18 protein-coding genes and 2 pseudogenes are annotated in these 23837 nt (G+C 34.9%); 6 read left to right on the top strand and 14 right to left on the bottom strand.

Annotation, left to right across the window (positions count from 1 at the left end; all coding sequences use genetic code 11):
• Positions 1 to 878: 878 nt before the first annotated feature.
• A complete protein-coding gene (locus tag ACFFVB_RS03705) occupies positions 879 to 1379 on the bottom strand; it encodes a hypothetical protein (RefSeq protein WP_382381292.1) in 501 nt (166 codons plus the stop codon).
• 504 nt (positions 1380 to 1883) lie between these two features.
• Here ACFFVB_RS03705 and ACFFVB_RS03700 point away from each other — a divergent pair.
• Positions 1884 to 2522: a DUF6266 family protein gene (locus ACFFVB_RS03700; protein WP_382381290.1), complete on the top strand. Its 639-nt coding sequence runs from the start codon at positions 1884 to 1886 to the stop codon at positions 2520 to 2522.
• A gap of 9 nt (positions 2523 to 2531) precedes the next feature.
• On the opposite strand, the gene ACFFVB_RS03695 is transcribed toward ACFFVB_RS03700, so the two are convergent.
• The 5 genes and pseudogenes from ACFFVB_RS03695 to ACFFVB_RS03675 form a co-directional block, all read right to left on the bottom strand.
• Positions 2532 to 3668, bottom strand: a complete 1137-nt coding sequence (locus tag ACFFVB_RS03695) for a glycerate kinase (protein WP_382381288.1) — start codon at positions 3666 to 3668, stop codon at positions 2532 to 2534.
• A 247-nt stretch (positions 3669 to 3915) separates the two neighbouring features.
• Positions 3916 to 5367, bottom strand: a complete 1452-nt coding sequence (locus ACFFVB_RS03690) for an aryl-sulfate sulfotransferase (RefSeq protein ID WP_382381286.1) — start codon at positions 5365 to 5367, stop codon at positions 3916 to 3918.
• Between the two features lie 341 nt (positions 5368 to 5708).
• The gene (locus tag ACFFVB_RS03685; protein ID WP_382381284.1) at positions 5709 to 7289 is read right to left on the bottom strand and encodes an aryl-sulfate sulfotransferase; all 1581 of its coding nucleotides are present in this window, start codon (positions 7287 to 7289) and stop codon (positions 5709 to 5711) included.
• A gap of 1226 nt (positions 7290 to 8515) precedes the next feature.
• Positions 8516 to 8923: a transcriptional repressor LexA gene (gene lexA, locus ACFFVB_RS03680; RefSeq protein ID WP_382382223.1), complete on the bottom strand. Its 408-nt coding sequence runs from the start codon at positions 8921 to 8923 to the stop codon at positions 8516 to 8518.
• A 12-nt stretch (positions 8924 to 8935) separates the two neighbouring features.
• Positions 8936 to 9115, bottom strand: a pseudogene (locus ACFFVB_RS03675) (helix-turn-helix transcriptional regulator); the annotation flags it as partial.
• A gap of 160 nt (positions 9116 to 9275) precedes the next feature.
• Between ACFFVB_RS03675 and ACFFVB_RS03670 the strand changes: the two are divergent.
• Together ACFFVB_RS03670 and ACFFVB_RS03665 are read left to right on the top strand one after the other, a co-directional pair.
• Entirely contained in the window at positions 9276 to 10538 is a 1263-nt protein-coding gene (locus tag ACFFVB_RS03670) for a putative DNA modification/repair radical SAM protein (RefSeq protein WP_382381282.1), read from the top strand.
• 9 nt (positions 10539 to 10547) lie between these two features.
• On the top strand, positions 10548 to 11312 hold the full coding sequence (locus tag ACFFVB_RS03665; protein WP_382381280.1) for a TIGR03915 family putative DNA repair protein: 765 nt from the start codon (positions 10548 to 10550) through the stop codon (positions 11310 to 11312).
• 277 nt (positions 11313 to 11589) lie between these two features.
• Here ACFFVB_RS03665 and ACFFVB_RS03660 read toward each other — a convergent pair whose 3' ends face one another.
• The gene (locus ACFFVB_RS03660) at positions 11590 to 12189 is read right to left on the bottom strand and encodes a DUF6642 family protein (protein WP_382381278.1); all 600 of its coding nucleotides are present in this window, start codon (positions 12187 to 12189) and stop codon (positions 11590 to 11592) included.
• A gap of 495 nt (positions 12190 to 12684) precedes the next feature.
• Between ACFFVB_RS03660 and ACFFVB_RS03655 the strand changes: the two genes are divergently transcribed.
• The 3 genes from ACFFVB_RS03655 to ACFFVB_RS03645 all read left to right on the top strand — a co-directional run bounded on the left by ACFFVB_RS03655 (position 12685) and on the right by ACFFVB_RS03645 (position 15657).
• Complete coding sequence (locus ACFFVB_RS03655) at positions 12685 to 13905, top strand: sulfite oxidase (protein ID WP_382381276.1); 1221 nt, start codon at positions 12685 to 12687, stop codon at positions 13903 to 13905.
• Complete coding sequence (locus tag ACFFVB_RS03650; protein WP_382381274.1) at positions 13906 to 14397, top strand: monoheme cytochrome C; 492 nt, start codon at positions 13906 to 13908, stop codon at positions 14395 to 14397.
• A 534-nt stretch (positions 14398 to 14931) separates the two neighbouring features.
• On the top strand, positions 14932 to 15657 hold the full coding sequence (locus ACFFVB_RS03645) for a class I SAM-dependent methyltransferase (protein ID WP_382381272.1): 726 nt from the start codon (positions 14932 to 14934) through the stop codon (positions 15655 to 15657).
• A 113-nt stretch (positions 15658 to 15770) separates the two neighbouring features.
• Here ACFFVB_RS03645 and ACFFVB_RS03640 read toward each other — a convergent pair whose 3' ends face one another.
• The 7 genes and pseudogenes from ACFFVB_RS03640 to ACFFVB_RS03610 all read right to left on the bottom strand — a co-directional run bounded on the left by ACFFVB_RS03640 (position 15771) and on the right by ACFFVB_RS03610 (position 23787).
• Positions 15771 to 16337, bottom strand: coding sequence for a dual specificity protein phosphatase family protein (locus tag ACFFVB_RS03640; RefSeq protein WP_382381270.1), 567 nt, complete (start codon positions 16335 to 16337; stop codon positions 15771 to 15773).
• Between the two features lie 258 nt (positions 16338 to 16595).
• Positions 16596 to 17024 carry an Ohr family peroxiredoxin gene (locus ACFFVB_RS03635; RefSeq protein WP_382381268.1) on the bottom strand — a complete coding sequence of 143 codons (429 nt, stop codon included), beginning with the start codon at positions 17022 to 17024 and terminating at the stop codon, positions 16596 to 16598.
• 176 nt (positions 17025 to 17200) lie between these two features.
• Positions 17201 to 18247, bottom strand: a complete 1047-nt coding sequence (locus ACFFVB_RS03630) for a flavin monoamine oxidase family protein (protein ID WP_382381266.1) — start codon at positions 18245 to 18247, stop codon at positions 17201 to 17203.
• A 95-nt stretch (positions 18248 to 18342) separates the two neighbouring features.
• Entirely contained in the window at positions 18343 to 19584 is a 1242-nt protein-coding gene (locus tag ACFFVB_RS03625) for a DUF3999 family protein (RefSeq protein ID WP_382381264.1), read from the bottom strand.
• Positions 19568 to 22246, bottom strand: a pseudogene (locus ACFFVB_RS03620) (DUF2339 domain-containing protein). The gene ACFFVB_RS03625 and the pseudogene ACFFVB_RS03620 overlap by 17 nt, the downstream one beginning before the upstream one ends.
• Positions 22247 to 23053: 807 nt before the next feature.
• The gene (locus ACFFVB_RS03615) at positions 23054 to 23278 is read right to left on the bottom strand and encodes a hypothetical protein (RefSeq protein WP_382381262.1); all 225 of its coding nucleotides are present in this window, start codon (positions 23276 to 23278) and stop codon (positions 23054 to 23056) included.
• Positions 23279 to 23370: 92 nt separating this feature from the next.
• Positions 23371 to 23787 carry a UPF0158 family protein gene (locus ACFFVB_RS03610; RefSeq protein ID WP_382381260.1) on the bottom strand — a complete coding sequence of 139 codons (417 nt, stop codon included), beginning with the start codon at positions 23785 to 23787 and terminating at the stop codon, positions 23371 to 23373.
• Positions 23788 to 23837: the final 50 nt, after the last annotated feature.

Raw genomic sequence — 23837 nt, 5'->3', positions numbered from 1 at the left:
TCTGATACTTTTTCCAGTACATTTTAATATAACGACTGTAAAGAGGTTTTAAAGGGGGTTCGAGCGGAGTCGAGAATAAAACAATTAAATAATATTACTTCCAATTCTTTTTAATATCAAGAAGAAAACTAATCATATAATTTAAAAGGAGTGCAAGCGCATTCTTAATTTTCTATTTTACATAATATAAATTATAGTACATTTTATAACAATTAGCGAAATAGCGCTTTTGGGCGATATTTGACATAATTACAGATATAATGTCTTTAGACTTATATCTGTAATTATGTACAAGCTAATTGTGGCTTATTAGTTGTATTTATTAATGTGTAGCTATAATTTTCTATTATGTAAAATATCCCAGAAGCATTGGTTTTCTTAAGAATAATTGGAACTTGGGTCATTAAACTAATAAGCGGTTTGCTTCGCAGCGTTTAAAAACATTTGTATCTATAATTAGCCGTTATGTAAAATTGCCGCACGCCAATGCGCTCGATTGCTTTTTTAAAATAATTATGCTATCGCATTAATTTTTTAAAACACAATTTCCAACCGCATTGCCAGCGCCAAAAAAAGCTAACCTTTTAGATTCATTCAAAAATCGCGTATTCGATAATAATCCTTCAATATTTTTTTCTACGACATTCTCGTAAAGCCTTCCGCAAGAGTACAAAATTACTCTGCGAGATAATTTCTGTACACTTGCTTTAATTGTGCTATTATTCAACCTTTTTTTGATTTGAGCTGTTTAAGAAACATTTAGAATTGAAATTTGAAATCGTGACATTAATGTTTATTATTATCTTTTTTTCTTGATAAAAATAGAAACAAAAAAATCAAGGCTGCACAAAACTTTGGAAACAATCACGGCTCAATCGCTATATTTTAGAAAACATTGGAACGATTAAGATTGTAATACCATTTCGCTCAGCTTTAAAGATATAACATAAAGGATCTAATAGAACTCCAGTTCCACCGTTATTTAAAGCTGTTTCATCAAAGTGAACTAAGGTGTTTTCATCTTCATGATTTTGTTTGAATGTTCCAATTTCTTGAGGTGTTATTGATTCACAACAAATTGCCCATAACTTTGATTGATTTGGTAATCTTTCTTCGTTTTCTAATATCCATTCAATAGAAGTCCAAGGACATGAATATTCAGGTGTCAAAGCTAATGAAGAGTTTTTAGATTTTGCAAGAGTGAAAAAAGCATTAAATTTATCAGTACAATCTTCATTATTTCCAAACCTTGTTGCTTCAGCAATAAAATTCCCTTTATGTTGAAATAATAATGAGGTATAAAGATTTGTGTCTTTGGTTAATACCTCAAGATTTATATTTAAATCATTAATTACTGTGTCTATGAATTTGAAGACCATTTATTCCATATTTATAACTATTACAATTGTATCCAATTAATAAATTATTATTAAAAGGACAAAAAGCACTAATTTAATTTGCACTTATAGGGAGAGTTTAAATCTACAAAATATTGTAGGAATTAATATGAAGGCCAACCGTAAATGTTAAATATTAATCTATTTAATATTTTTTTTACACATATTACACCTCTTTTTTATGTCGTTTTATAAAAATTGTCAATTTTAAAATATAAGAACCAATCTAACACGCATTAATTTCCATGTATCTAAAAATTTATAAAAAAAATAAACTCAATCTCCTCCCACTCTCCTCCCACATTCCTTCGAGAATCCTCCCTAAAAACCCTTGTTTTACGAAGGATTCTCGAAGAATCCCCGAAGGATTGTCGAACCAAGTCTTTAAAAATAAACGGGTTTAAGCCTTGAAAATCAGGATCTCATAATATTTTTGTTGTTTTTTTTCTTATATTAGGGTTAACTAACATGTTAAAAATCAAGCATATGGCAACATTACATCAAAGTATTTTGGGTGGTTTTTCGGGGAAAGTTGGCCCTGTAATAGGAAGTACCTACCGTGGTAAAAACATATTGCGGTCTGTACCCACTAAATCTACCAAACCCATAAGCGCCGCACAGCAACGCCAACGGGACAAGTTTAAAACGGTACTCCAATTTTTAACGCCCATAAAAGAACTCCTTAACGAAACCTTTGGAAAGCAAGTAGGCAGTAAATCGCCCTATAATCAGGCCATGTCGTACCATATGAGAGAGGCGTTAATACCAACGCCTTCAGGGTTTACTATGGACTATAATAAAGTGTTGGTGGCTATGGGTGGATTATGCGGTTTAGAACAGCCTGCAGTACAATCGCTTCCCGATCATACCCTGAGTATCACTTGGGATGATAACAGCTCCCAAGGCTTAGCCTACCCAACCGATGCTTTTGTAGTCGTGGCCTATGCATCCGCTTTACAGCGTTTTGATACTTTTATAGATTGCAGCCTCCGTGAATACGGACAGTGTTTGCTAGATTTTGAAGCGGATTTTCATGGCGAAACCGTACACCTGTGGGCAACCTTTAGGAATAGTAACCTAGATCTTACAGCCACTAGTAGGTATTTGGGAGATTATACCGTTTAATACCCGCTATTAGGTAGTTTTTTTACGTAATGCCTGATTTACAAAGGCTTTCGTCATAAGGTCTACATAGTGTGTTACTCGCCGTATGTCATCATTTAAATCTTCAGCATGATTCGTAATCGCATCTGAATATGTAATGCCTAAGTCTTGCAAATTATGCTGTTCCAAATCGATATGTCCACAAAACGTGGCGACATTTATATGCTGTTTTTTAGCGGATGTTAAAACACCTTGTAATGTTTTTCCAGAAAGCGTTTGGGTATCTAAATGCCCTTCACCCGTAATAATCCAATCGGCATCTTGGATTAACGTATCAAACTGAGCGATGCCTTTAATCAGTTGGATGCCGGGTACTAATGTTCCCTTTAAAAAAGCGACTGCTCCTGCTCCTAGTCCGCCAGCCGCACCTGCGCCTTTTATATCTTGAACATTCAAATTAAAGTGCCGATTTAATACACCGGAAAACCGTTGCAATCCCTGATCAAGATGCCGAATATCAGCATCGCTTGCCCCTTTTTGCTTGGCATATATATACGCGGCGCCATCGGGTCCGTATAACGGATTGGTAACATCGCAAGCGATTTTAAAGGTGATGTGTTTTAATCTGGAATCGACTAAAGCATAGTCTATGGTTGTAATATCCGTTAGGGATTTACCAATGGGTTTAAGCTCGCGCTTATGTTGGTCTAAGAACCGATACCCTAAGGCTGTAGCCATCCCGATACCACAGTCGTTTGTCGCACTGCCTCCAATCCCTAAAATAATATGTTGTGCGCCCTGATCTATAGCATGTTGTATAAGCTGACCAGTACCAAAAGTTGTGGTCTCCATGCAATGCTGTTCTTCTGTGGCTAAACACTGTAATCCAGACGCTTCGGCCATTTCAATATAAGCGGTTTTAGACAGTTCGGCATACAGATAATGGGCTGTAATGGGTTTTCCTATGGCGTTGCTGACGCCGACGCTAATGATTTCACCATTTAAATAATAATTCACCACATCTATAGTCCCGTCACCACCATCGGCTAAAGGTGCCATAATGACTTCGACCTGATCTATGGATTCTAAAATGGCTGCTACACGATCGCAAAATTCGAATCCGGTAAGCGAGCCTTTAAATTTATCTGGGGCTAATACAATTTTCATGAGGTTTTAGAGTAAAAAAGACAATAAACCTACAATTTACATTTTTATAATATAAGCCACCACACCTAAACTTTAAAATCATGAAGTCATAACAAAAGTATTAAACGTATTGTCCAAGGTTTATTATAAGTAAAGCACATGAGCGACTGCTTATATAACCCAAAAAGCTCCGTGATTGCTCACGAAGCTTTTTGAAAATTAGTACTTAGAGTGCTACCATTATGAGGTCACTCCAGTATAAAAAATATTATTCACAGGCATAATCAGAACCACTTTCTAGGGTTCCTAGCGGATATAAATCGTAATCACTAAAGCCTGCGAAATCGTATGTATAACGTTCGGCACGGAATAGTCTATTTTCACCAGCATTGTCGTACTGATCTGCAATGCCAGACCCACTTACCGGATTAATATATTCCCAAACGGTTTCGCCACTGTAATTCACTTCGGTAAAAATGCCTGTACTACCTTCACAAATTAAGGTATTGCCATTCTCTAAACGTGTTGCTCCAGAAATAAAGGCAGAATATAAATCTGTAGGTGTGTCTGCGGTATACGTCCAATGAAAATCTATCGGACCGAAAACATCATCTGTTAAGTCGTAACTCCCATCGGCATTTACATCAGGGTTTATTACATTTACAGCCGAATAATTAGAGCCTACGGCATCGCCTGCTCGGTTGTTAAACACCATAATCATATCACCATCTAAAAAACCACTTTCAATCCAATGAGCGTCATGCTGATTGTATAATTGCTGATCGCTAGAACTCCCTTGATCGTAAGTTTGAGAGTTTCCCCAACGGTATAAAATATCGCCACCTTTTCCGTGTGTACCACCTGTATGAGAAGCGGCTTCATCTGTAGACGTGCTGTGGTCGATGATATAAAATTCGCTATAACTTCTGCTGCTCACAAGAATCTGATCTAAAGTTTCATTGTAATCGATACTATTAAAATGTAACCAATCTTCGATTTCATCGCTTTCATAATCGTAATTGATATTTAATAATTCAGGATGTTCAGAAACCACACCAAAATTACTTAAGCCTTCACTTTGATCTTGAACAATATGATCCCATGCGTTCCATTCCCAAACAATCACAGCTGTTCCGGCTTCTATATTCGGTTGAATCTCGATAATCTTTTCCGACCATAATTCAGACAGCGACGTTGTTAATCCTGCAGCTGTCGCTTCTGTACCTGTTTTTTTATCCCAAGCAATAATTAAAATATTACCATTGTCTAAATACTCCACATCGTGATGCTGTAATTCGGTGCTAGACGATACGGTATAATCCCAAACCACGTCGCCATCAGGATTAATCATTTCTATAATACCACCTTGTCCGCCAGCATTAAAACTGCTGTTACTTGCGTTTCCTGTGCGTAATAAATACCCGTTTTCCAATAGGTAAACGGAGTGTGAAGGCATATAATTAGATGGCCAACTGTACACTTCATCTCCACAATTATCTATTAAATAGGTTGTGGTACTCCCGATGGGTGCAAATAAGGTGTAGCCCTCACTAGCTTCATCGGTTTTATAGGTTAGTCCTACGGTATAATCGGCGTTTATAATGGTACCCGAATCGACTACATCTGTGCCATCGGTTTCATCGGTAATTGCATCATCACTACACTGGCTAAATAAGATTAAAGCGCCGAAAGCAATCATTATATATTTCAATTTTTGCATTATCATGGGTTTGGTTTTATGGATTCATGTTACTGCAAATGTCCACATGTTTCTAAAGAATCCGCAAGGATTCTAGGGGTATTCAGTAAACCCCCACCTCTTTTCAGTAGATGCCAATGCAGTACCAATCAACGCCTAATTTGGAGATACCTTAGAAGCGGATTTAATAGAAATATTAAGGTGTTTTTCGGTTGATTTGTGAAAAAGTATAGTGTGATGCTTACATATTTTAGTTCTCGACTCTACTTCGTCTTCGCTCAGCACAGGCTGCTCGAACACCCTGTAAAACTCAAGATGTGATTTAATCGGTCTTCGAGCGGCACATCATATAATTTAAAATTCTAATTATTATAAAGTGAAATGCGTCCTGTTCGATGAAACGTTATTTGATCGTTATGTGCGGTAGGTGGTGTTATTGTGGCTTCAAAAATCACATTATGGTCTGACATATCGATTTCGATTAATTTACCTACGGGTTGCGTCCCAGAGACAATAGCACCAGAAGACATTAAAATATGATCTTGATTTTCTAAATAATCTACATCTGATACAATTCGTGAATAAATTTCTAATCCGCGTTCTTTTCCATAATCCCAGACTTGTTGAATAGTACCATGTTCTATCTTAAATTCTACGGCGCGACTATATAAATCTGTCGTGCTAAAATTGCGGTCAGCCCCACCATTATCAAAGAGAATAATATTGCCGTTAGGGAGTACTTTTGTGGCATGTTGAAACCAATTCCACTCAAAATCAGGATGATTTTCATCGCCATTTAAAACGGCCTGATCGGTAATAGGTACACCTAAAGCATCTAAAGGTTGTAATAAAAATTGACTAAGTGCGATACCGTTTCCTGAGGTATTCCAATCGCTGTGTGATCCCATAATCCAAACCACCTCATTGTTATTATTTAACTTGATAACGCCTTGTGTACGACCAGAAACGATAATAGTATTATCGGTTTCATCATAATTAATCGCATTTACGTGAATCCAATCTTGTGTATTGCTCGTTAAAGCCATTCTAGTATTGTCTAGAGATGCATTTAAATCCCATTCGACTACTATCTCTTTACTCTGTCTATCGATCTCAATAATATAATCTTCTATTGTGTTTTTACCATTTTTATCTACGGTAACTAAAAAATTGCCATTCGGCTTTTCGAAGACTTCATGATGAAACTTATATCCTGAAATGCCCCAGGTATTTAAAATAGTTCCAAAAAGATCTATTTCATAGATCGCATTGGTGGACTGGTCTGCAAAATATAAGTTTCCGTTAGCCAATTGTTCTGGTCCGTTGTCATAGTCCAAGGCGCTTAAAATAGGATGATTTTCAAAATTGAGATACCATCGAATATCACCATAAGAATCGAATATAAAGGGCCTAAACAGGGTTAAACGCTGATCATACCCAAAATAATTCACTAAATTCATTCCGTTATCCATCAGATTTCGCTCTGCTGTATCGATGCTTATTTGGGGTAAATCTGTAATTAACGGATCTGTTTTAATAACATATGATTTTTCTCCTAGTTTTAAACCGTTAGTGTTAAAAAAGCTAAGTGTTACAGTATTTTCATAGTCTGGATAGAGTCCGTGGATGGGAATGTCTAAAGTTGTGCCAGTTTCAGAAAACTGATGAACCACGTTAGAATCCGTGCCATTAACCCCTGCGATACTTATATCGACTTGGATACTCTCATTAGTCTCTAGTGCTATTATAGCCGACAAAGGTGCATACCCTGTGGGATTTAGTATGATTTCTTCCGCTATCAGCATATCACATATAGCACCATTACAAGGGATATCGGCCTCTTCTTCAAAATTAAAATCATTATCATTTTGACAAGAAATACATAAAAACACACCTATTAAGATTAAAAATTTAGGATATTTCTTTTTCAGTTTACTGTACATTGGTCTCTATTATTTATTAAAATTTGAGTGCTAGTCATTACGTTTACTCCATAGGCATAAAAAAAATGAAGCACATCCATGTAAAGATGTCGTTCACAATACCTCTAATTTTTTATGAGAATAGCAATATATACTATAAATACTTAAAAATATAGTTTAATTTTAAACAACACTTTAAGCTAGGAACCAGTGTTCGCAACCGGTAAGAATCTAATATCAAGACTAAATTTCGGAATATTTTTTCTAGGCTACATATATATAACTTCCCTCCTAGTTCGTTTTATGGAAAATTATGGCTATTAAAATTATATGATGGTTATTGCGGTGTTTTTGGTTCTCTAGGTTGCTCGAACATCCTATAAAACTTAAAGTTTGATTTAATCGGTCTTCGAGCATTAGTGAGAAAGCATAGTAAGCTTATGACGAAGCTAGCGAACGAAGTTTTTCGAGAAGCATGTATTATATTAAAGAACTAAAAACATTAAAGTATAGACATTTATTATCTTTAAAGAAATAAAGTATTATAACATAATTATTGTTCTCGACTCTACTTCGACTTCGCTCAGTACAGGCTGCTCGAACACCATGAAAGAAGTTGTTATTAGGAGAGACTTCGAGCTACGTCGAGAAGCATCAACAGTAGTTTAAAATCAAAAAGTAATGGATATAAACTATTATCTCATTAATAAAAAGGAGTATAATAAAACACATTTTAGTTCTCGACTCCGCTCGAACACCCTGAAAAACTTAAGATATGATATAGCTGGTCTTCGAACATTAGTGAGATAGAATAGTAAGCTTCTTTCGAAACTAGCGAACGGAGTTTGCAGAGAAGCATGTATTGTTTTAAAAACTAAGAGACGCTAAAGTGTATGTATCTATTTCATTAAAAACAATAAAGTATCATAACAACATTTTTCAGTTCTCGACTCTACTTCGTCTTCGCTCAGCACAGGCTGCTCGAACACCATTGAAGACCTAAGATATGATTTGAACGGTCTTCGAGCATTAGTGAGAAAGCATAGTAAGATGCTTACGAAGCTAGTGAACGAAGTTTTTCGAGAAGCATGTATTATTTTTAAAAACTAAGAAACACTAAAGAGTAAGTATCTATTTCATTAAAGCACTAAAGTATCATAACAACATTTTTCAGTTCTCGACTCTACTTCGTCTTCGCTCAGCACAGGCTGCTCGAACACCTTAGAATAAGACCCATTTACCACAAATTACATCTTAATCACATGCGCCACAACACCCTGGACTTTAAAATCGGTAGTTAATATAATAGGCTGATGTTTTGGGTTCGTAGAATGTGGCTTTAACACAACGGTGCTTCCGTTATGTCTAAATTCCTTAACCGTGGCATTGTCGTCTATTAGAGCGAGAACCAAATCTCCAGTTTCTGCAGTCTGTTGGCGTTTAATCAATAATAAATCGCCACTATCGATGCCTTTCGTGTTCATGGAATCTCCTGCTGCTCTTAACAAAAAATAATCTGAAGGAGTTTTTACCAATTGTGTCGCAATCGGGATTTGCGCTTCAATATGTTCTTCAGCAAATACTGGTAATCCGCAGGCTACCGCTCCGATTAAGGGGATGTTTACAGTATCACTTTCAACGGTGTTGGGAAACACCGCTTTGTTCACATCTAATAAATCTCTGGCTTCAACCTGCAAGATATTAGCGATTTCGTACAATAATTCTAGACTGGGTTGCCTCCTGTTTTGTGCATAAGCATTCACCATATTATAACTCTTATTCAGCTTTTCGGCCAACCACGTTTGCTTAATGCCTTTATCTTCTAATACCTCCTTAATGCGATTCATAATCAATGGGTTGATTTTCAGTCACAAATATAAACAATTACATAATAGTATATCATATTATGAGATACTTATTGTTAGTATAATGTTATTTTTTTAATACACAACGCCTGTTTTATAAGATTAAGTTGTAGCTTTGCGCCTTAAAATTAAACACTTAAGTATGTCTTTTGAACGTGTACAAGAAAAGCTAAATATCCTTGCAGATGCCGCCAAATACGACGTGTCTTGCTCATCTAGTGGCAGCAATAGAACCAATACAAACAAGGGATTAGGCGATGCTTCGGCTTCAGGGATTTGCCATACCTATACCGAAGATGGCCGTTGCGTATCCTTATTAAAAATACTCCTTACCAACCATTGTATATTCGACTGTGCCTATTGTGTAACACGTAAAAGCAACGATATTAAACGGGCAGCATTTCAAGTGCAAGAAGTGGTCGATTTAACCATAAACTTTTACAGACGAAATTATATTGAAGGCCTGTTTCTAAGTTCAGGGATTTTTAAAAGCGCTGATTACACTATGGAACGTTTAGTCTCCGTGGCTAAAAAATTGCGGTTAGAAGAAAACTTTAATGGCTATATTCATTTAAAATCTATTCCGGGCGCTAGTGACGAACTTATGCGAGAAGCAGGTTTATATGCCGACCGATTGAGTGTTAATATCGAAATCCCTACAAAAGAAGGTTTAAAATTGTTGGCTCCGGAGAAGAACAGAGCCGATTTTATTAAACCTATGGAAAAGGTGAAAAATGAAATCATTCAATACAAAAATGAAAAGAAACTGATTAAAAGCACACCTAAATATGCACCCGCTGGGCAAAGTACCCAAATGATAGTAGGCGCGAGTGGCGAAAGTGATATGCAAATCATGTATACCTCCAATTACTTTTATAAAAACTTCAATTTAAAACGAGTATACTATTCGGGTTATGTGCCTATTAGTTACGATACACGTTTACCGCAAATTGGTACGCCTGTACCCATGTTACGGGAAAATAGGTTATATCAGACCGATTGGTTATTGCGCTTTTATGGCTTTAATATTGAAGAGATTCTAAACGCACAGCATCAACATTTAGATTTAGATATCGATCCGAAACTGGGTTGGGCGTTACGGAATTTACACGAATTCCCTGTGGATGTGAATAAAGCCGATAAGCGCATGTTGGCACGAATTCCGGGTTTAGGGATGAAATCGGTATTTAAAATATTAAGTGCTAGACGTTACAGACAACTCAATTGGGATCATTTAAAAGCGATTGGTGTGTCCTTAAATCGTGCGCAATATTTCTTGATTTGTGCTTCCAACAAATTTGAAACTCGTGATTTAACCGCTGAAAAAATTAAAGGCTTGATCTTACAAAATACGAAGAGTAAATATACCAGCATGCTTAGTAACCAGTTAAATCTTTTTGGATAGTCCAGCGTTATGGAAACCACTCTAATTTACGACAGCTCTTTCGATGGATTCTTAACGGCAGTGTTTACAGCGTTCGAGATGAAATTAAAAGCAGTGACTATAGTGACTGCTGCGCGATTTCAGCACCCTTTATTTGGGAGTTCCGAAACGGTGCATACAGATGCTGAGAAAGCAAACCGCGTGTGGACGGGCTTAAAACAAAAAATGTCTGCTAATGAGTTACGCCGTTTTTATTATGCGTTTCTGAGTGAGAAAACCACGGTGGAAGCTACCTTATTCCAAGCCATGGTATACGTGTTTGCCTCTAAAACCAACGTGGCTTCAGATTTTACCAATGTGCATATTTTAGAAATCTCTAAACTCACGAAAAACGTCGGACGAGAAAAACACAGAATGGAAGCGTTTGTGCGGTTTAAACTGACAAAAGATGGGGTTTATTTCGCCAATATAGAACCTGATTTTAATGTGTTACCGCTTATAAAAAATCATTTTAAAAGACGTTATGCCGATCAAAAATGGCTGATTTACGATTTAAAACGGAAGTATGGCATCTATTATGATTTAGAAAAAGTAGATGTGATTACCTTAGAATTTGATGCGGATTTCGATCCGTCTAAAACATCATCAGATCTATTTGCTGAAATCGAATTAGAATTTCAGCAATTGTGGAACGACTATTTTAAAAGCACTAACATTGCATCTCGGAAAAACATGAGACTCCATATCCAACATGTGCCGAAGCGCTATTGGAAATATTTAAGTGAGAAACAGTAGCGTTATATATTTCGATTGACATCAATACTATTAAAAGAAGTAAATATAAAACCTAGAGATACATCCTATTAAAACTAATAAATTAATAGTAACGTAATCCCTGTTCTCGACAAATTTCATTTGGTAGTTTCGAAAGCATCCTACTATTCTTTCTCACTAATACTCGAACACCATAGAAAATAAATTATGATTTAAACGGTCTTCGAGCGGAGTCGAGAAGCATGTATTATGCTTTAACGAGGAAATAATAAACACCAAAAAGCAGTAATTTACCTGCCTAATAATACAATCTAAAATCAAGTAATTTACAGACCGCATAATGTTTTTGGTGTAATTCTTCTACAACGTCAAACATATTATCGTCTTCTTTAAACAAGTTAAAGAATGCTTTATCAAGGTTAGAACTAGGCACACCATTATAAGTATTACCATAGCCAGAAACCGCTTTTGCACCCGTGATATCTAAAAAATATTGTGATTCTTCGTCGTCTAAATCTAGAATCTTTGCATTAGAAAAATGTACAATCTTTCCGCTTAAGCGTCCTTCAAAAACTTCTGCAATTTCCTGTAAATTATAATGGTAGTCATTTAAACAAATGGTATTCGCTTCGCCAGGCATTACGAGATAAATTATTTCATAATCTTTAAAATTATGATCGTCTAAAACCAGTGCATTTAAACTGTCTTCTAATCCTTCAATAGTGTCGCATGTTTTATGTATACTCGCTATTTCGTAGGTCAACGCCAAGTGTTCTAGGCTTTTTTGTGCTTCGGTAACGTGGTCATTATCTATGTCGTTAACGCCTTCTAAGCAGTAAATAAAATACTCTGAATCTATTAATTGGTTTTGGGGGTATTGCGGATGTTTTTCTAACAAGTTTTTTAATTTTTGTATCGTAAATGAAATACAAAACTAAAACAACGTTTTTGAACTCTTTAGCATTTTAATATAAAATTATATTTTATAATAAGTTTACTACTCTACTATAATCAATCATTTAATAAGCATGCATTCTATACATTCTGTTTTCCAAAAGGAAGTATTCTAGTTCAGGACAGTATAGAACAAATTATAATAATTATCGGAATTGCGTATTTCATGCTATTTGGTATATGCTAAAAACATATTAACCACTAAGTATTTTATATTATTAGTGATTTGTTTTAAATAAAATTTCTGAGGTCATCTTTAAATGCTTCTTTTTATGGCTGATAAGTCTCTAGAAACAAAACATAAAGTCTAAAACAACGTGTTAATTATCTAATAAATCGTAATACAACTTAGGTTTTATTAAAGAAATTGTAACATTTTAAGACGTAACAACCGTATTATTATCAGAAAAAAATTAATTTTAGATCAAATATTTATGATTTGAAGAGAAGAAGTTTTGTTGCGAAATCTAGTTTAGGTAGTCTCGCTATTTTATTAGGTGTAGATGTTGTTTATAATACATTAATGCCTGAAGGTTATACCCCACTCGCCTTAGAGGAATCAGATCCATTTAAATTATTTAATAAAAATAAGGAGATGGTGGTTTTAAATGATAAGCCATGGAATATAGAGGCTCAAGCTCACCTTTTAGATGATAAAGTAACCCCTAATTCATCAATTTTTGTCAGAAATAATGGACTCATGCCTGAGCATATAGATCTTGAGAATTGGACACTGACCATTGATGGTGAGTCGGTTAAAAAAGAAAAAACCTATTCCCTTTCCGAATTAAAATCTAAATTTAAGCAGTACACCTATCAATTAACCTTAGAATGTGGTGGTAATGGTAGAAGTGAATTTGACCCGCCAGCCAAAGGAAATCAATGGACTATTGGTGCCGTATATTGTGCGAATTGGACAGGTATTAGACTGCGAGATGTACTGGAAGATGTAGGTATAAAAGACGATGCAGTATACTTTGGTTACCATGGGGCAGATTTACATTTAAGTAGAGATCCTAAAAAAGAGTCCATTTCTAGAGGTGCACCACTGTCTAAAGCCATGCAAGATGAAACTATTTTAGCTTTTAAAATGAATGGAGAAGCTATTCCTATGGTACATGGTTATCCGTTGCGAATTATAGCCGGTGGTTGGCCAGCTTCGGTTTCAGGAAAATGGTTGCAACGATTAAGTATTAGAAATATAGTGCATGACGGTGCTAAAATGACGGGGACAGCATATAGAGTGCCTTGTAAACCTGTGGCTCCCGGCGAAAAAGTAGCCGATGAAGATATGTGTATTATCGAATCTATGCCCGTGAAATCTTTAATTACCTATCCTAAAACAGGGGCTATTCTTTCTAAAGGGAAAGCCTTACATATTAGAGGTCATGCATGGGCAGGTGAATTGGAGGTTTCTAAAATGGAGTATTCTATAGATTTTGGTGCCACTTGGAGTACCTGTACTATTGAAAAACCAGTAAATCGCTTAGCATGGCAACACTTTTCAGCAGAAATATCTTTTCCGCAGGAAGGCTATTATGAGGTATGGGCAAGAGCTACAGATTCCAATGGTGTTAGTCAACCCATGTTACTCCCAGGTTGGAATCCAAAGGGATATTTAAATAATTCTTGTCATAGAATAGCTGTAAAAATAGCATAGATGGAAAAGTATACCAACGAAAATATTAAACTTAAAGCATTATATCGTAGCGTTATATGGGCATGCACATTGCTGTGTACCATTAGTGTTATTGGAGCTCTTGTATTGGTCTATTTTATTGCAGATCCTAGTTTGTCTGCTTTTAAGTATGATGCACCACAAACAGAGACAGTGGCTGTAGTTGTTGAAGAAGATCCAGATAAAATAGAAAATGGAATTCATGTCCGCACGGGTTTTATTGAAGCTGCTGGTATGATGGAAACCATTCAGAATTGTACCAATTGCCATTCTTCTAAATTGGTCATTCAAAATAGAATGAATAAAGTGCGTTGGAAATCTACTATTGAATGGATGCAAGCAACTCAAAACTTGTGGGATTTAGGCCCAAATGAAGATATAATCATCGATTATCTGGTTACAAATTATCCGCCAAATAAAAAAGGACGCAGAGCGATTCTTACGGATATAGAGTGGTATACTTTAGAGGAATAGCACTATTAATAGTATTGTAGATTGACAACTTTACTGTTGTATATAGCACTCGAATACGATGCTATCATATTGGTGAGCTTTTTGATATTTACAGATTAAAAATACGCTTATATAATTCCATAAATAGAATTAAGGGAATATCAGATTCACAAAATGTTGCAAGTATTTTGTACTGTGATTATCTCAAATATTTAATTAAAAAGTAATTACTATTCTTTCTTCACCCATTATACCCCTTTCTCTTACTTCGTCTCATAAAAAACATGTACCAATCTCACTAATTAGATTGTATCAAATACACAGAGAAGATTTTAGACTTCAACATGACGTAATATGAAACATTTTGAAAATCGGATTCTTCAACTTAAGCAAATTAAAAAATCTATATTTCCTTATATATGATATTAACATGGCTAATTTCATGAAAAAACAGACCAGCCTACTATAAAATTATTTGTTTAAATACTGAAAAGTTCAATAATACTGTTTCCTAATAGTTTGTAACGCGTATCTTTAATCTATAAAATAATTAGCATGAGTTTTTACCAGAAAATTGCGGACTATTATCACCATATATTTAAAATTAATATCAATCAGATTCGTTTTGTGAAGTCAAAACTAACAGATCAGGATTCTAAAATTATTGATATTGGCTGTGGTATTGGAACGCTTTCTTTGGAGTTGTCTAATTATTATAAACATGTACTTGGCATTGATATGGATTCTGGAATGATTCAGAAAGCTTTACAACAAAAGGATCCTAATTCTAAATCCATTCAATTTGAACAGTTGAGTATGCTTAAAATAAATAAGTTTATAGATTCTAACTCTATAGGCGGTGTTATATGTTTTGGGAATACGTTAGTGCATTTGAATTCATTAGAAGAAATTGCTGAATTTTTAAAACAATCCAAAGATGTACTTCAGTTTAACGGGAAATTACTATTACAAATAGTTAATTACGACAGGATTTTAGCCAACACAATCCAAGAATTACCGCTTATAGAAAACGATGACATTATATTTGAACGCAATTATTTTTATCGTAAATCGGAACATAAAATTGATTTTAAAACTATATTAACTGTCAAATCTACTCAGGAAATCATTGAAAATAGTATTGAATTAGTACCACTATTAAAAAACGATTTAGTACAATTATTGAAAGATGCTGGTTTTAAAACGTGTAACTACTACGGAAATTTTAATCAGGATTTGTATAGTATAAACAGTCCTGCTTTAATTGTTGAGGCTTGGTAGTTAAAATCTTTTCTTGGCATGGGCCTTCCATTCTATGGCTTTAAGTATTAATTATACCTACCTAATCTCAAGACAACAATAATGAGTATATTCAATTAGGTTTAAAATAAGATTTACTGTGCTAACTTCTTTTTAAGTAAGTCAACATCTAAAGATTCTAACAAAGGAATTAAATTAGGATACATTTTTTTATGGTAACCAAAACGTTTATCGGTAAATTCGGCAATAGCTTCCTCTTTACTCCAGTTTTCGAATACCATTCGAGATGCCGCAACTATGGCTCCTGTGCGATCAGAACCATGCCAACAATGGATAAGTACAGGTTTTTCTGCTTGCTGTATGGTTTGTAGGGCGTTAAAAATATCATCAACATCTAATGCGCCAGCCTTTAACGGTAAATTATATAAATCTAAATCAAGGTCTTTAAGTTTGTTTTCATCCGTATGTTTTCGTCTTAGATTTACAACCGATTTAATGCCCATCTCTTGTAGGTCTTTCATCCCTTTCTTAGAGGGTTGTTCCGAACGGTATAAATTAGCGTTTAGCTTGTATAGATTATGAAAATGATTAGACTCTATGTTCTCGAAAAACAATTCTTGCGCCTGTAAATGTGTTGCGCACAAAGCAAAACATAGGAAGGAAAAACGGTATAATAGTTGGTTCTTTAAAGAAATTTGCATGGCAGAATATGTGTGACTTTTGCAAAGATAAAAAAAGCATGGCATGAAAACATAATATAGTAGAAGCTTCTCGACAAACGTCGTTTGTTAGTTTTGTGAGGTTCTTACTATTCTTTCTCACTAATGCTCGAAGACCGTTTGAATCATATTTCGTTTTCCTGGGAGTTCGAGCGGAGTCGAGAACAAGATCTACATCAAGAACAAAAAAAAAGCCCACCGAATGGTGAGCTTTGATCTGTTTTTAAACAAAACAGACGTTTATTCGTCTAATAATAAGTTTAAAGTCACTGTAATATTATCGCGTGTCGCTTTACTAAACGGACACATTTCGTGTGCTTTTTCGATTAAGTCTTCTCCGGTTTTTAAGTCAACTCCAGGAATGTAAGAATCTAAAGTTGCTTCAAGTAAGAATCCGCTTTTACCTTTACAGAATCCGATAATTGCTGTTACACTTAAAGCGTCTTCATCGATTTCGATACCTTCGCTTTTTGCTACAGCTTGAAGTGCACCTCCAAAACACGCAGCATAAGCAGCACCAAACAATTGCTCTGGATTCGCTCCTGCGCCACCATCACCGCCCATAGATTCTGGCACTGATAAATTAAAATCTATCGGACTACCTTCTGATACGACATGTCCTTTTCTACCTCCTGTTGCAACAGAAGTTGCTTCATATAATGTTTTCATTGTTTTCGTTTTTATAATATCCAAATTTAAAGATAAGACCATATCCAATTCTAATAAAGAGATTTGTCTTAAAATTCTATTAAATTGTATAAATCGGTAGCATCCAAATGTTGTTTCGTTGTAAATACCTGCAAAATTATTCGGTATCAATAAAGTACCCTTTTTTAAATAGTGCTTTAATCTTTATTAATTAATGCGACAGCTTGCAGTCCGCTATAAATGGCACCGTCCATATACCCGCCACTAACAGTAGATGTTTCTGTGCCAGAGAATACCAGTTTTCCATTCATATACAGCGCTTGAAATGCTTTATTTCCGTAAGACGGACTCATATATACAGAGTTTAATTCTTCGCAAGAGGTGTTGGGATCTATAGACCAATCTTTCTCTTCGTAATGGATATAGGTTCTGATATCCGAACCTAAATAGTTCTCTAAATACGTTAGAATGCGTTCTTTTCTATCGGCTGCAGTCAATTCACGAAGTCCTTCATTCACAAACCCCATGAGGCTAAATTCTGTTTCTGAAGCGTTACTATGATCGTACAATTCGGTAACCTCACTAATCTGACTAATTACTGTTCCCGATAATCCGTTAGCTCTCCAAAACGGAGTTTCAAAGGTAATACCCACTTTAATGGCGTTACTCATCCAAGTATGTGTTTTACTTAAAACCGGGGTAAGTTCTTCAGGTAATTCAGGAACAAACTGTATGTTTTTAACAATTTTTGGAGGCACTGTTACGATTAGTTTTTCGCACGTATAACTATCGGTATTGGTTTGTATTAGAAGTTTGTCTGCGTCTTCCGTAATACGGATCACTTTTGTATTTAATTCAATTTTATCTTGAAAACCTATGGCCAAAGCCTTGATCAAAGTTTCAGAACCATTTTCAATACGTTGTGCTGCGGGACTGTTGGGATCACTTTCAAAATAATGCGCGGGTGCCATGGAATTGTAAACTAAAATACTTTTTCCAGCGCTAAATTGAGGAAACGATTTAAGCTTTAGTTGATCTAATACCGTTGCCATATACCTGTGATGATTCTGAAACCAAGTCGCTCCAAGATCTACACCACCTTGGGTTAGTATTCTCCCTCCAATTTGAGCTCTACTTTCTAGAACTTTGAAATCGTGTTCGCCACGTGCTTGTAATTGATTCGCCGTTGTTAAACCCGATAAACCAGCACCAATGATTATATATTTTGAATGTGTATTTGACATGAAAAAAATAAAATTAATTAAAACTAAGCAATCCTAAAACCGACCTAATGTTCCTCCTTCCAAAATGATTTTAAGTGTAAAATTGAAACCAAGATTTACTTGGTATTCGCATTCATGTCCTTAATTAGAGTGAACGCATAATAGAAAATTATTAGCGCCGCCAGACCAATACAACACCACATAAACCAGGGGTGTTGCCAAAAAGAACGTGATTCTTCCAATGGTTTTTTAGACTCAATATAAGTGACAGTAGAAATATTTGCGATAGGTAACCCACGTTTTATGGTGTTTGTGACTTCCGAAATATCGTAATCTGGAGTACTTAGCGCTTCATCTCCTGCTGTTATGGTATATGCCTGCTGTGCTTTTAAATTAGCCACCACATATACCGGTTTCTGCATGATATGAATTGAGGGAATCTGAAGTTTAGGATTGTCCTTATTTTCGATATCTAAATAGAGGTCTTGCGTCACGATATTAGTAACATCGAAAACCAAAGCATTATCAGACCGGATATCGAAACTCGTAATCGTTTTACGGTATGTTTCCATGTTACGATTCACTTCACGTTCGTAAACGGTATATAAAGTGGCTCTTCTGCTATACAATTCAGGTGCCGCAATATCCAATCTTAATTGATTGATGGTTTGTGGTCTTTCAAAACTAATATGGATCTGTGTGGTTTTGTCTTTTTCCGAAAAAGTGATGTCCGCTGTTTGAAGCTCTTCCATAGCAACAGGTACTAAATTGATCGTTTCTGCAGTCGCTTTACCAATTTCTAAAAGGTTTAGTGGTAAAGAATTACGGTCGTCGAAAACAATTTTAAGATAGGGATAATTACAGATTGGAAAATCTATGATCTTATACACACTAGTATCTTCAGGATGATTTAAATCTTGGAGTTCTCCCCTATTTACAATTCCAAACCATTGGTTTTCATCATGACTTCCTTCTAATCGATAGTTTTTACGTCCTTGATAGTTAGCAATAGAAAGCACGGCTTGATTAATGGTTTTATCAGGATTTTCGAATACATAAGTCGCGCTACTATCCGCTATGCGTGTGCTTGAAAGTATCGTGAAGGCACTAAAATTAGAAACTGTGGTATTGGTATACGACGTTGTAGGTTGTACAAAATAAGGCACTTGATTTCCTTTTACATCCCAAATTCTGAAATCTCGCATATCTGCTGACGCATAAGGACGAACCGTTTGTGGTATCGGAATCAAATACAAACCATCTGTATTTACAGGCTCTAATTTTCCTGCTACGGTATGACTCTGACCAAAAGCCACAACAGTGCATAGCATGACTAATACTTTAATCCATGTTTTCATTCGTAGGTGTTTTGTCTTCATCAATAACTAGAACTTTAATTTTTTGGTAAATAAATGAGATCACTAAAATTAGCACCCCAAGCAATATAAATGCGATAATTTTTCCGGTTTCAGAAACATTACTAATATCGTATGCAAATAGTTTTACAATGGTTAATCCTAAAAGCGACAACGCGATAATACGTAGCTGTTTCATTTGCTTCTTTATTCCCCAAAGTAATAATCCGAATGCTAAAACGCCCCATAATATTGGCAGTCCTGTTTTTATGATTTTATATTGAGCAGAAGACACCGTTTCGTAGCTCGTCTCTAAAGCAGTCGATGAGAAATCCATAAGATGAAGGCTTTGTAAAATCACTTCGGTACTGGCAATAACCACCAAAACAAAAACAGCAAACCACAACGCTAATTTATGATTAAAGATGGCAAATACCTTTTGAGGTGTGTTGCTCTTATATATTAAATACCAGAAATATAAAATAAAAATGAGCGCTACCATATGCAGATAATAAGCGATGTTATTTTGAGAACCATAAACAATGTTCTCTTCAATTTCTGAAATAGGAATTTGCATAAAAATAAATGCAAAACCTAGAATATTTAAAACCGCTAAAAGGTTGATGATTTTATCCTGTTTAACCGTTCGCTTTCTAAATAAAATAAAACAAAAAACAGCTGTAAAGACTACATGGTAAACTAATGTAATAGCCAAGGTATCGTTAAATTCGTAATACTGTAATGACTGATATAATACTTCGGCAAACCCTACAAAATACCCCGTTATTATCGCTAGAATACTAGTGAGTTTACGGTAAGCTATGGGATTAAATTTTAATCCGAATTTGGTTAATGTTTCTGTCTCTTTTCTTAATAACACGTTCACGCCTACAAACGATGCGACTACTAAAATACCTGCCATGAATATAGGATTAAGAACTACTGCTAAATCGGAATTTGTAAAATAGGTTCCCCAATCCATTAACAAACTACCTAGCATTAAAAGTTGTACAATAGCCGAAGCAAAACGGTAACTTTTAATTTGTGATTTCTGTGATAACCAAATCAGCAAGACCGCTTCCACAGCCCAGAAAATAGTAATGCTATGTCCTGAAAACTGAACAGGAATGGCCAATGTTATAAAGGTTAAACTCAATCCTATTAAGACATAGATTCCCTTTTTATCTAAACCAAACTTCTTATATAACAATACGGAATACCCCATATTTAGAATCGCTAAAAAGGCTGTAAAAACACCTGTGTATTGCGGTTTAAATTCGGATAACACCAACATGCCAATACCATAAAACACAAAGTTATTAATGGTAAGCATGGCCAACTGCATTGTCGTGAAACTGCCTTTGGTGCGTAGATTATTTATAATAGTCGTTACGATAAAAATAATGTAGAATATAAACCCAAAGACTAGAGCGCCAATATAATGTGGCGTATCGCTATTCAGATCCTTATAGACCCATGCACCAAATAATACCACGGTAAATACAAAAGCTAGAATATGTAATAATTGCCATTTTTTAAAATATGCTAAAGCTAAAATTCCAATATCTAAAATGGCAATGTATGTAAATAGTACTAAATAGTTCCCACTACCTGTACTGACCATAAACGGCACTAGAAATCCGCCTATAAGTGATAGTATGGCAAGTTCCATCCGGTTGTACTATAAGGAAATTAAGCAACTAAACGCGGTAATGACCACCATGATAGAAAAGGTGACTTCTTGTCCGAAGAGTTGATATTCGTGAAACGCAATAGCGATGGTAAAGTAAAAAATTGCAATGGCTCCTGCGACTAAAACCGAACTAAATGGCGCGTATTTTTGTCGTAATTTATGAGCGATAAAAAGCACTAAACTTCCTGCCAAGATACCAATACCCACACGTGCAGGTTCGTTAATCCAGTTTTTGTCTATTGCAAATTTCACGAAATAACTAATCCCTAAAACCAAGATTAAAATTCCAATCTTATTGATTAGATTTTCTCCTATAAATTTCTCTAAATCGGGATTCTTTTGTTTAAATTTCGCCCAAAGCGAAAGTGTAGGTTCAGTTTTTTCTTCAGGTAAAGGCGCGGCTGTCATACTTATTTCGGCATCCTCAAAAATAGGATTTATACTATCGTCTTCCGTGTCGGCTTCAGCAGGTGCCGTGGCATCTAATTGGTTTTCTAAGTAGTAATCGTAATCGGTTATTATGGTTTGTATAAAAGCTTTATCCGAGGTTGCTTTAACATCTTCTAATCCTAAAACATTTATTAGTTTAGTGCTCAGTGAAGTCAGTCTTTCAAAATTTTCAGACGCTTCAGCAGCATTGAATATATCTCTAATGGCTGTAATGTCTTTAACCGACAATTTCAAAACCTGAGGATATGTAGGTGTATACGCGGTTTCTTCAACCTCAGTAGTCAGAATTGGCTCCTCTTTGGGAAGGTCTACATCTGAATTTAGAGGTTCATTTACAATTTTTTCCTCAACGTCCTGTTCCGTAGGTTTTGGTTGCTGATCCGTTTTTAAAAGGTCGTATAAACTATTTAGTTTATAATTTAACGCATCTATATCTCCTTGTAAACGCGAACTGTTTTTATTGGTTTTAGATCTTTGAAGGAGTAATAATATGATTATAATAATAGAAAGAAAATATTCCATAAGGTCTTTAATTAGGGCTCTACGAAAGAGAATCCTTGCAATGTAGTATTTTTTTAGAATTCTTTAGTAAAGTTGTAATAGAAGTCTAAACCGATAGCTGTTACTCCTAATGTTTTTACTGATTTGTAGTTTCAATACTTTAGAATAATTAATCACTTATCAATTTAACTGAATATACTATATCTACTTAAATTGCTTAATTAGTAGACTTCTATTAACGGTCTAGTAATTGGCGTGATACTATTTGATTTTAAGTGTTTTACGTATAAATAATTATATGCTTAAGTACAGCTGTTTTCGGAAATAAAATATTACATAACTATCTATTATTTAGAACAAAATCCTAATAACTTCACAGTAAACTAGCTCCTATTCATTACATGTTGCTTATGAACTTTACAGTTAATAAATTCATTTTTTTAATAATTTAAGTTCTGTTTAATTTATAAGCTTTCCCTGATTTGGTTTTAGATTCCTTTGATTTACCATATTAAGTTACTTTAATAGGTAAGCCAAATTATAAGATTTTTCAATACATCTAGTAGCCTTAGAATCTATTTTTTAAGAAACCGAATGAATATAAAAGCGCCATTTGCATAACCCTTAGTCATATCCTATTGAGTTTGAGTAATAGAATCTAGGTTAAGCGTTTTGTTGGTATTAAGATCGGTATTTATTGTGTGTGTGTTTTATTATAGATACTTGAAATGCAAATGTTTTAAAATGACTAAGAATCCTTTAGATAAGACTCAAGTAACACACTTAGCTAGGCATAAAATAAGTTTTAAAATTGATAGAATATGCAGATTAGAAGGACATCACATTCGACAATTTTAAAAAATACACAACCATTACCGTGACTCCTGTACTTACATAAATCGAACTTTGCCAGAAATACATTTTGTTACCCCAAGTACGTAACCACTTTTTCCCTAAAGACTCTTTTACAAAACTTTTCATGATTGCAAAATACAGGAAATTTATACTCAAGAAAATGGCGATTACTGCTATTATTATCCAAATGCTATCCATAATTCTATGCGTTAATTAAGACAGATAATACAACATCAGCCTTTGGTTGACTGCTAAGATAGCAATTATTATATTTTCGGGTTACCTAATGTTTAATTAAGTTTAAGAGCCACTATTTTTTCGAGTTCTATTATTTTAAAATCAAACCATGCTTGTCTAAATTCGGACTGATCGATGGCATACTTAAAATTTTGAAACGGTTTTTTGTGCTTTAAAATAGTTTCCAATTCTATTCTAAACGTTGGGTCGGAAAGTTGATTAGCAAAACGTTCCATTATTTGAAAGGACTCAGTAGCATTTAAAACGTCTATTTTTATAATATCTGCTTTATTTTTCTCGATTTCTTCTAAGGCTTCTCCAAAGCACTCTAGATATTGATCTTCATCTATCAGCTCTGAAAAATTGGGAATTGCAATTACCTTGTCCGTTTTAGTGTTATAGTAACAGTCGCTACCACAATCCAATTCTTGTGCCATTTCTTTAATAGATTGTAACTTGGAATGATTCATTTTAGAACAGCATTTAGTATCTAGGTTAAATTTAGTAAATTTTTTTTAAT

The organism is Formosa undariae (genome assembly GCF_042427615.1).
Classification (GTDB): Bacteria; Bacteroidota; Bacteroidia; order Flavobacteriales; family Flavobacteriaceae; genus Formosa; species Formosa undariae.
Note: the sequence above shows the minus strand (reverse complement) of the source record. Positions and strands in the feature narration are given on the sequence as shown.

Excerpts from the sequence above, each read along its gene's own strand:
- ACFFVB_RS03645 (WP_382381272.1), top strand. The coding sequence starts at position 14,932 with ATGAGTTTTTACCAGAAAATTGCGGACTATTATCACCATATATTTAAA.
- ACFFVB_RS03685 (WP_382381284.1), bottom strand. The coding sequence starts at position 7,289 with ATGTACAGTAAACTGAAAAAGAAATATCCTAAATTTTTAATCTTAATA.
- ACFFVB_RS03690 (WP_382381286.1), bottom strand. The coding sequence starts at position 5,367 with ATGCAAAAATTGAAATATATAATGATTGCTTTCGGCGCTTTAATCTTA.
- ACFFVB_RS03650 (WP_382381274.1), top strand. The coding sequence starts at position 13,906 with ATGGAAAAGTATACCAACGAAAATATTAAACTTAAAGCATTATATCGT.
- ACFFVB_RS03610 (WP_382381260.1), bottom strand. The coding sequence starts at position 23,787 with ATGAATCATTCCAAGTTACAATCTATTAAAGAAATGGCACAAGAATTG.
- ACFFVB_RS03635 (WP_382381268.1), bottom strand. The coding sequence starts at position 17,024 with ATGAAAACATTATATGAAGCAACTTCTGTTGCAACAGGAGGTAGAAAA.
- ACFFVB_RS03695 (WP_382381288.1), bottom strand. The coding sequence starts at position 3,668 with ATGAAAATTGTATTAGCCCCAGATAAATTTAAAGGCTCGCTTACCGGA.
- ACFFVB_RS03700 (WP_382381290.1), top strand. The coding sequence starts at position 1,884 with ATGGCAACATTACATCAAAGTATTTTGGGTGGTTTTTCGGGGAAAGTT.
- ACFFVB_RS03665 (WP_382381280.1), top strand. The coding sequence starts at position 10,548 with ATGGAAACCACTCTAATTTACGACAGCTCTTTCGATGGATTCTTAACG.
- ACFFVB_RS03670 (WP_382381282.1), top strand. The coding sequence starts at position 9,276 with ATGTCTTTTGAACGTGTACAAGAAAAGCTAAATATCCTTGCAGATGCC.
- ACFFVB_RS03615 (WP_382381262.1), bottom strand. The coding sequence starts at position 23,278 with ATGGATAGCATTTGGATAATAATAGCAGTAATCGCCATTTTCTTGAGT.
- ACFFVB_RS03640 (WP_382381270.1), bottom strand. The coding sequence starts at position 16,337 with ATGCAAATTTCTTTAAAGAACCAACTATTATACCGTTTTTCCTTCCTA.
- ACFFVB_RS03625 (WP_382381264.1), bottom strand. The coding sequence starts at position 19,584 with ATGAAAACATGGATTAAAGTATTAGTCATGCTATGCACTGTTGTGGCT.
- ACFFVB_RS03630 (WP_382381266.1), bottom strand. The coding sequence starts at position 18,247 with ATGTCAAATACACATTCAAAATATATAATCATTGGTGCTGGTTTATCG.
- ACFFVB_RS03705 (WP_382381292.1), bottom strand. The coding sequence starts at position 1,379 with ATGGTCTTCAAATTCATAGACACAGTAATTAATGATTTAAATATAAAT.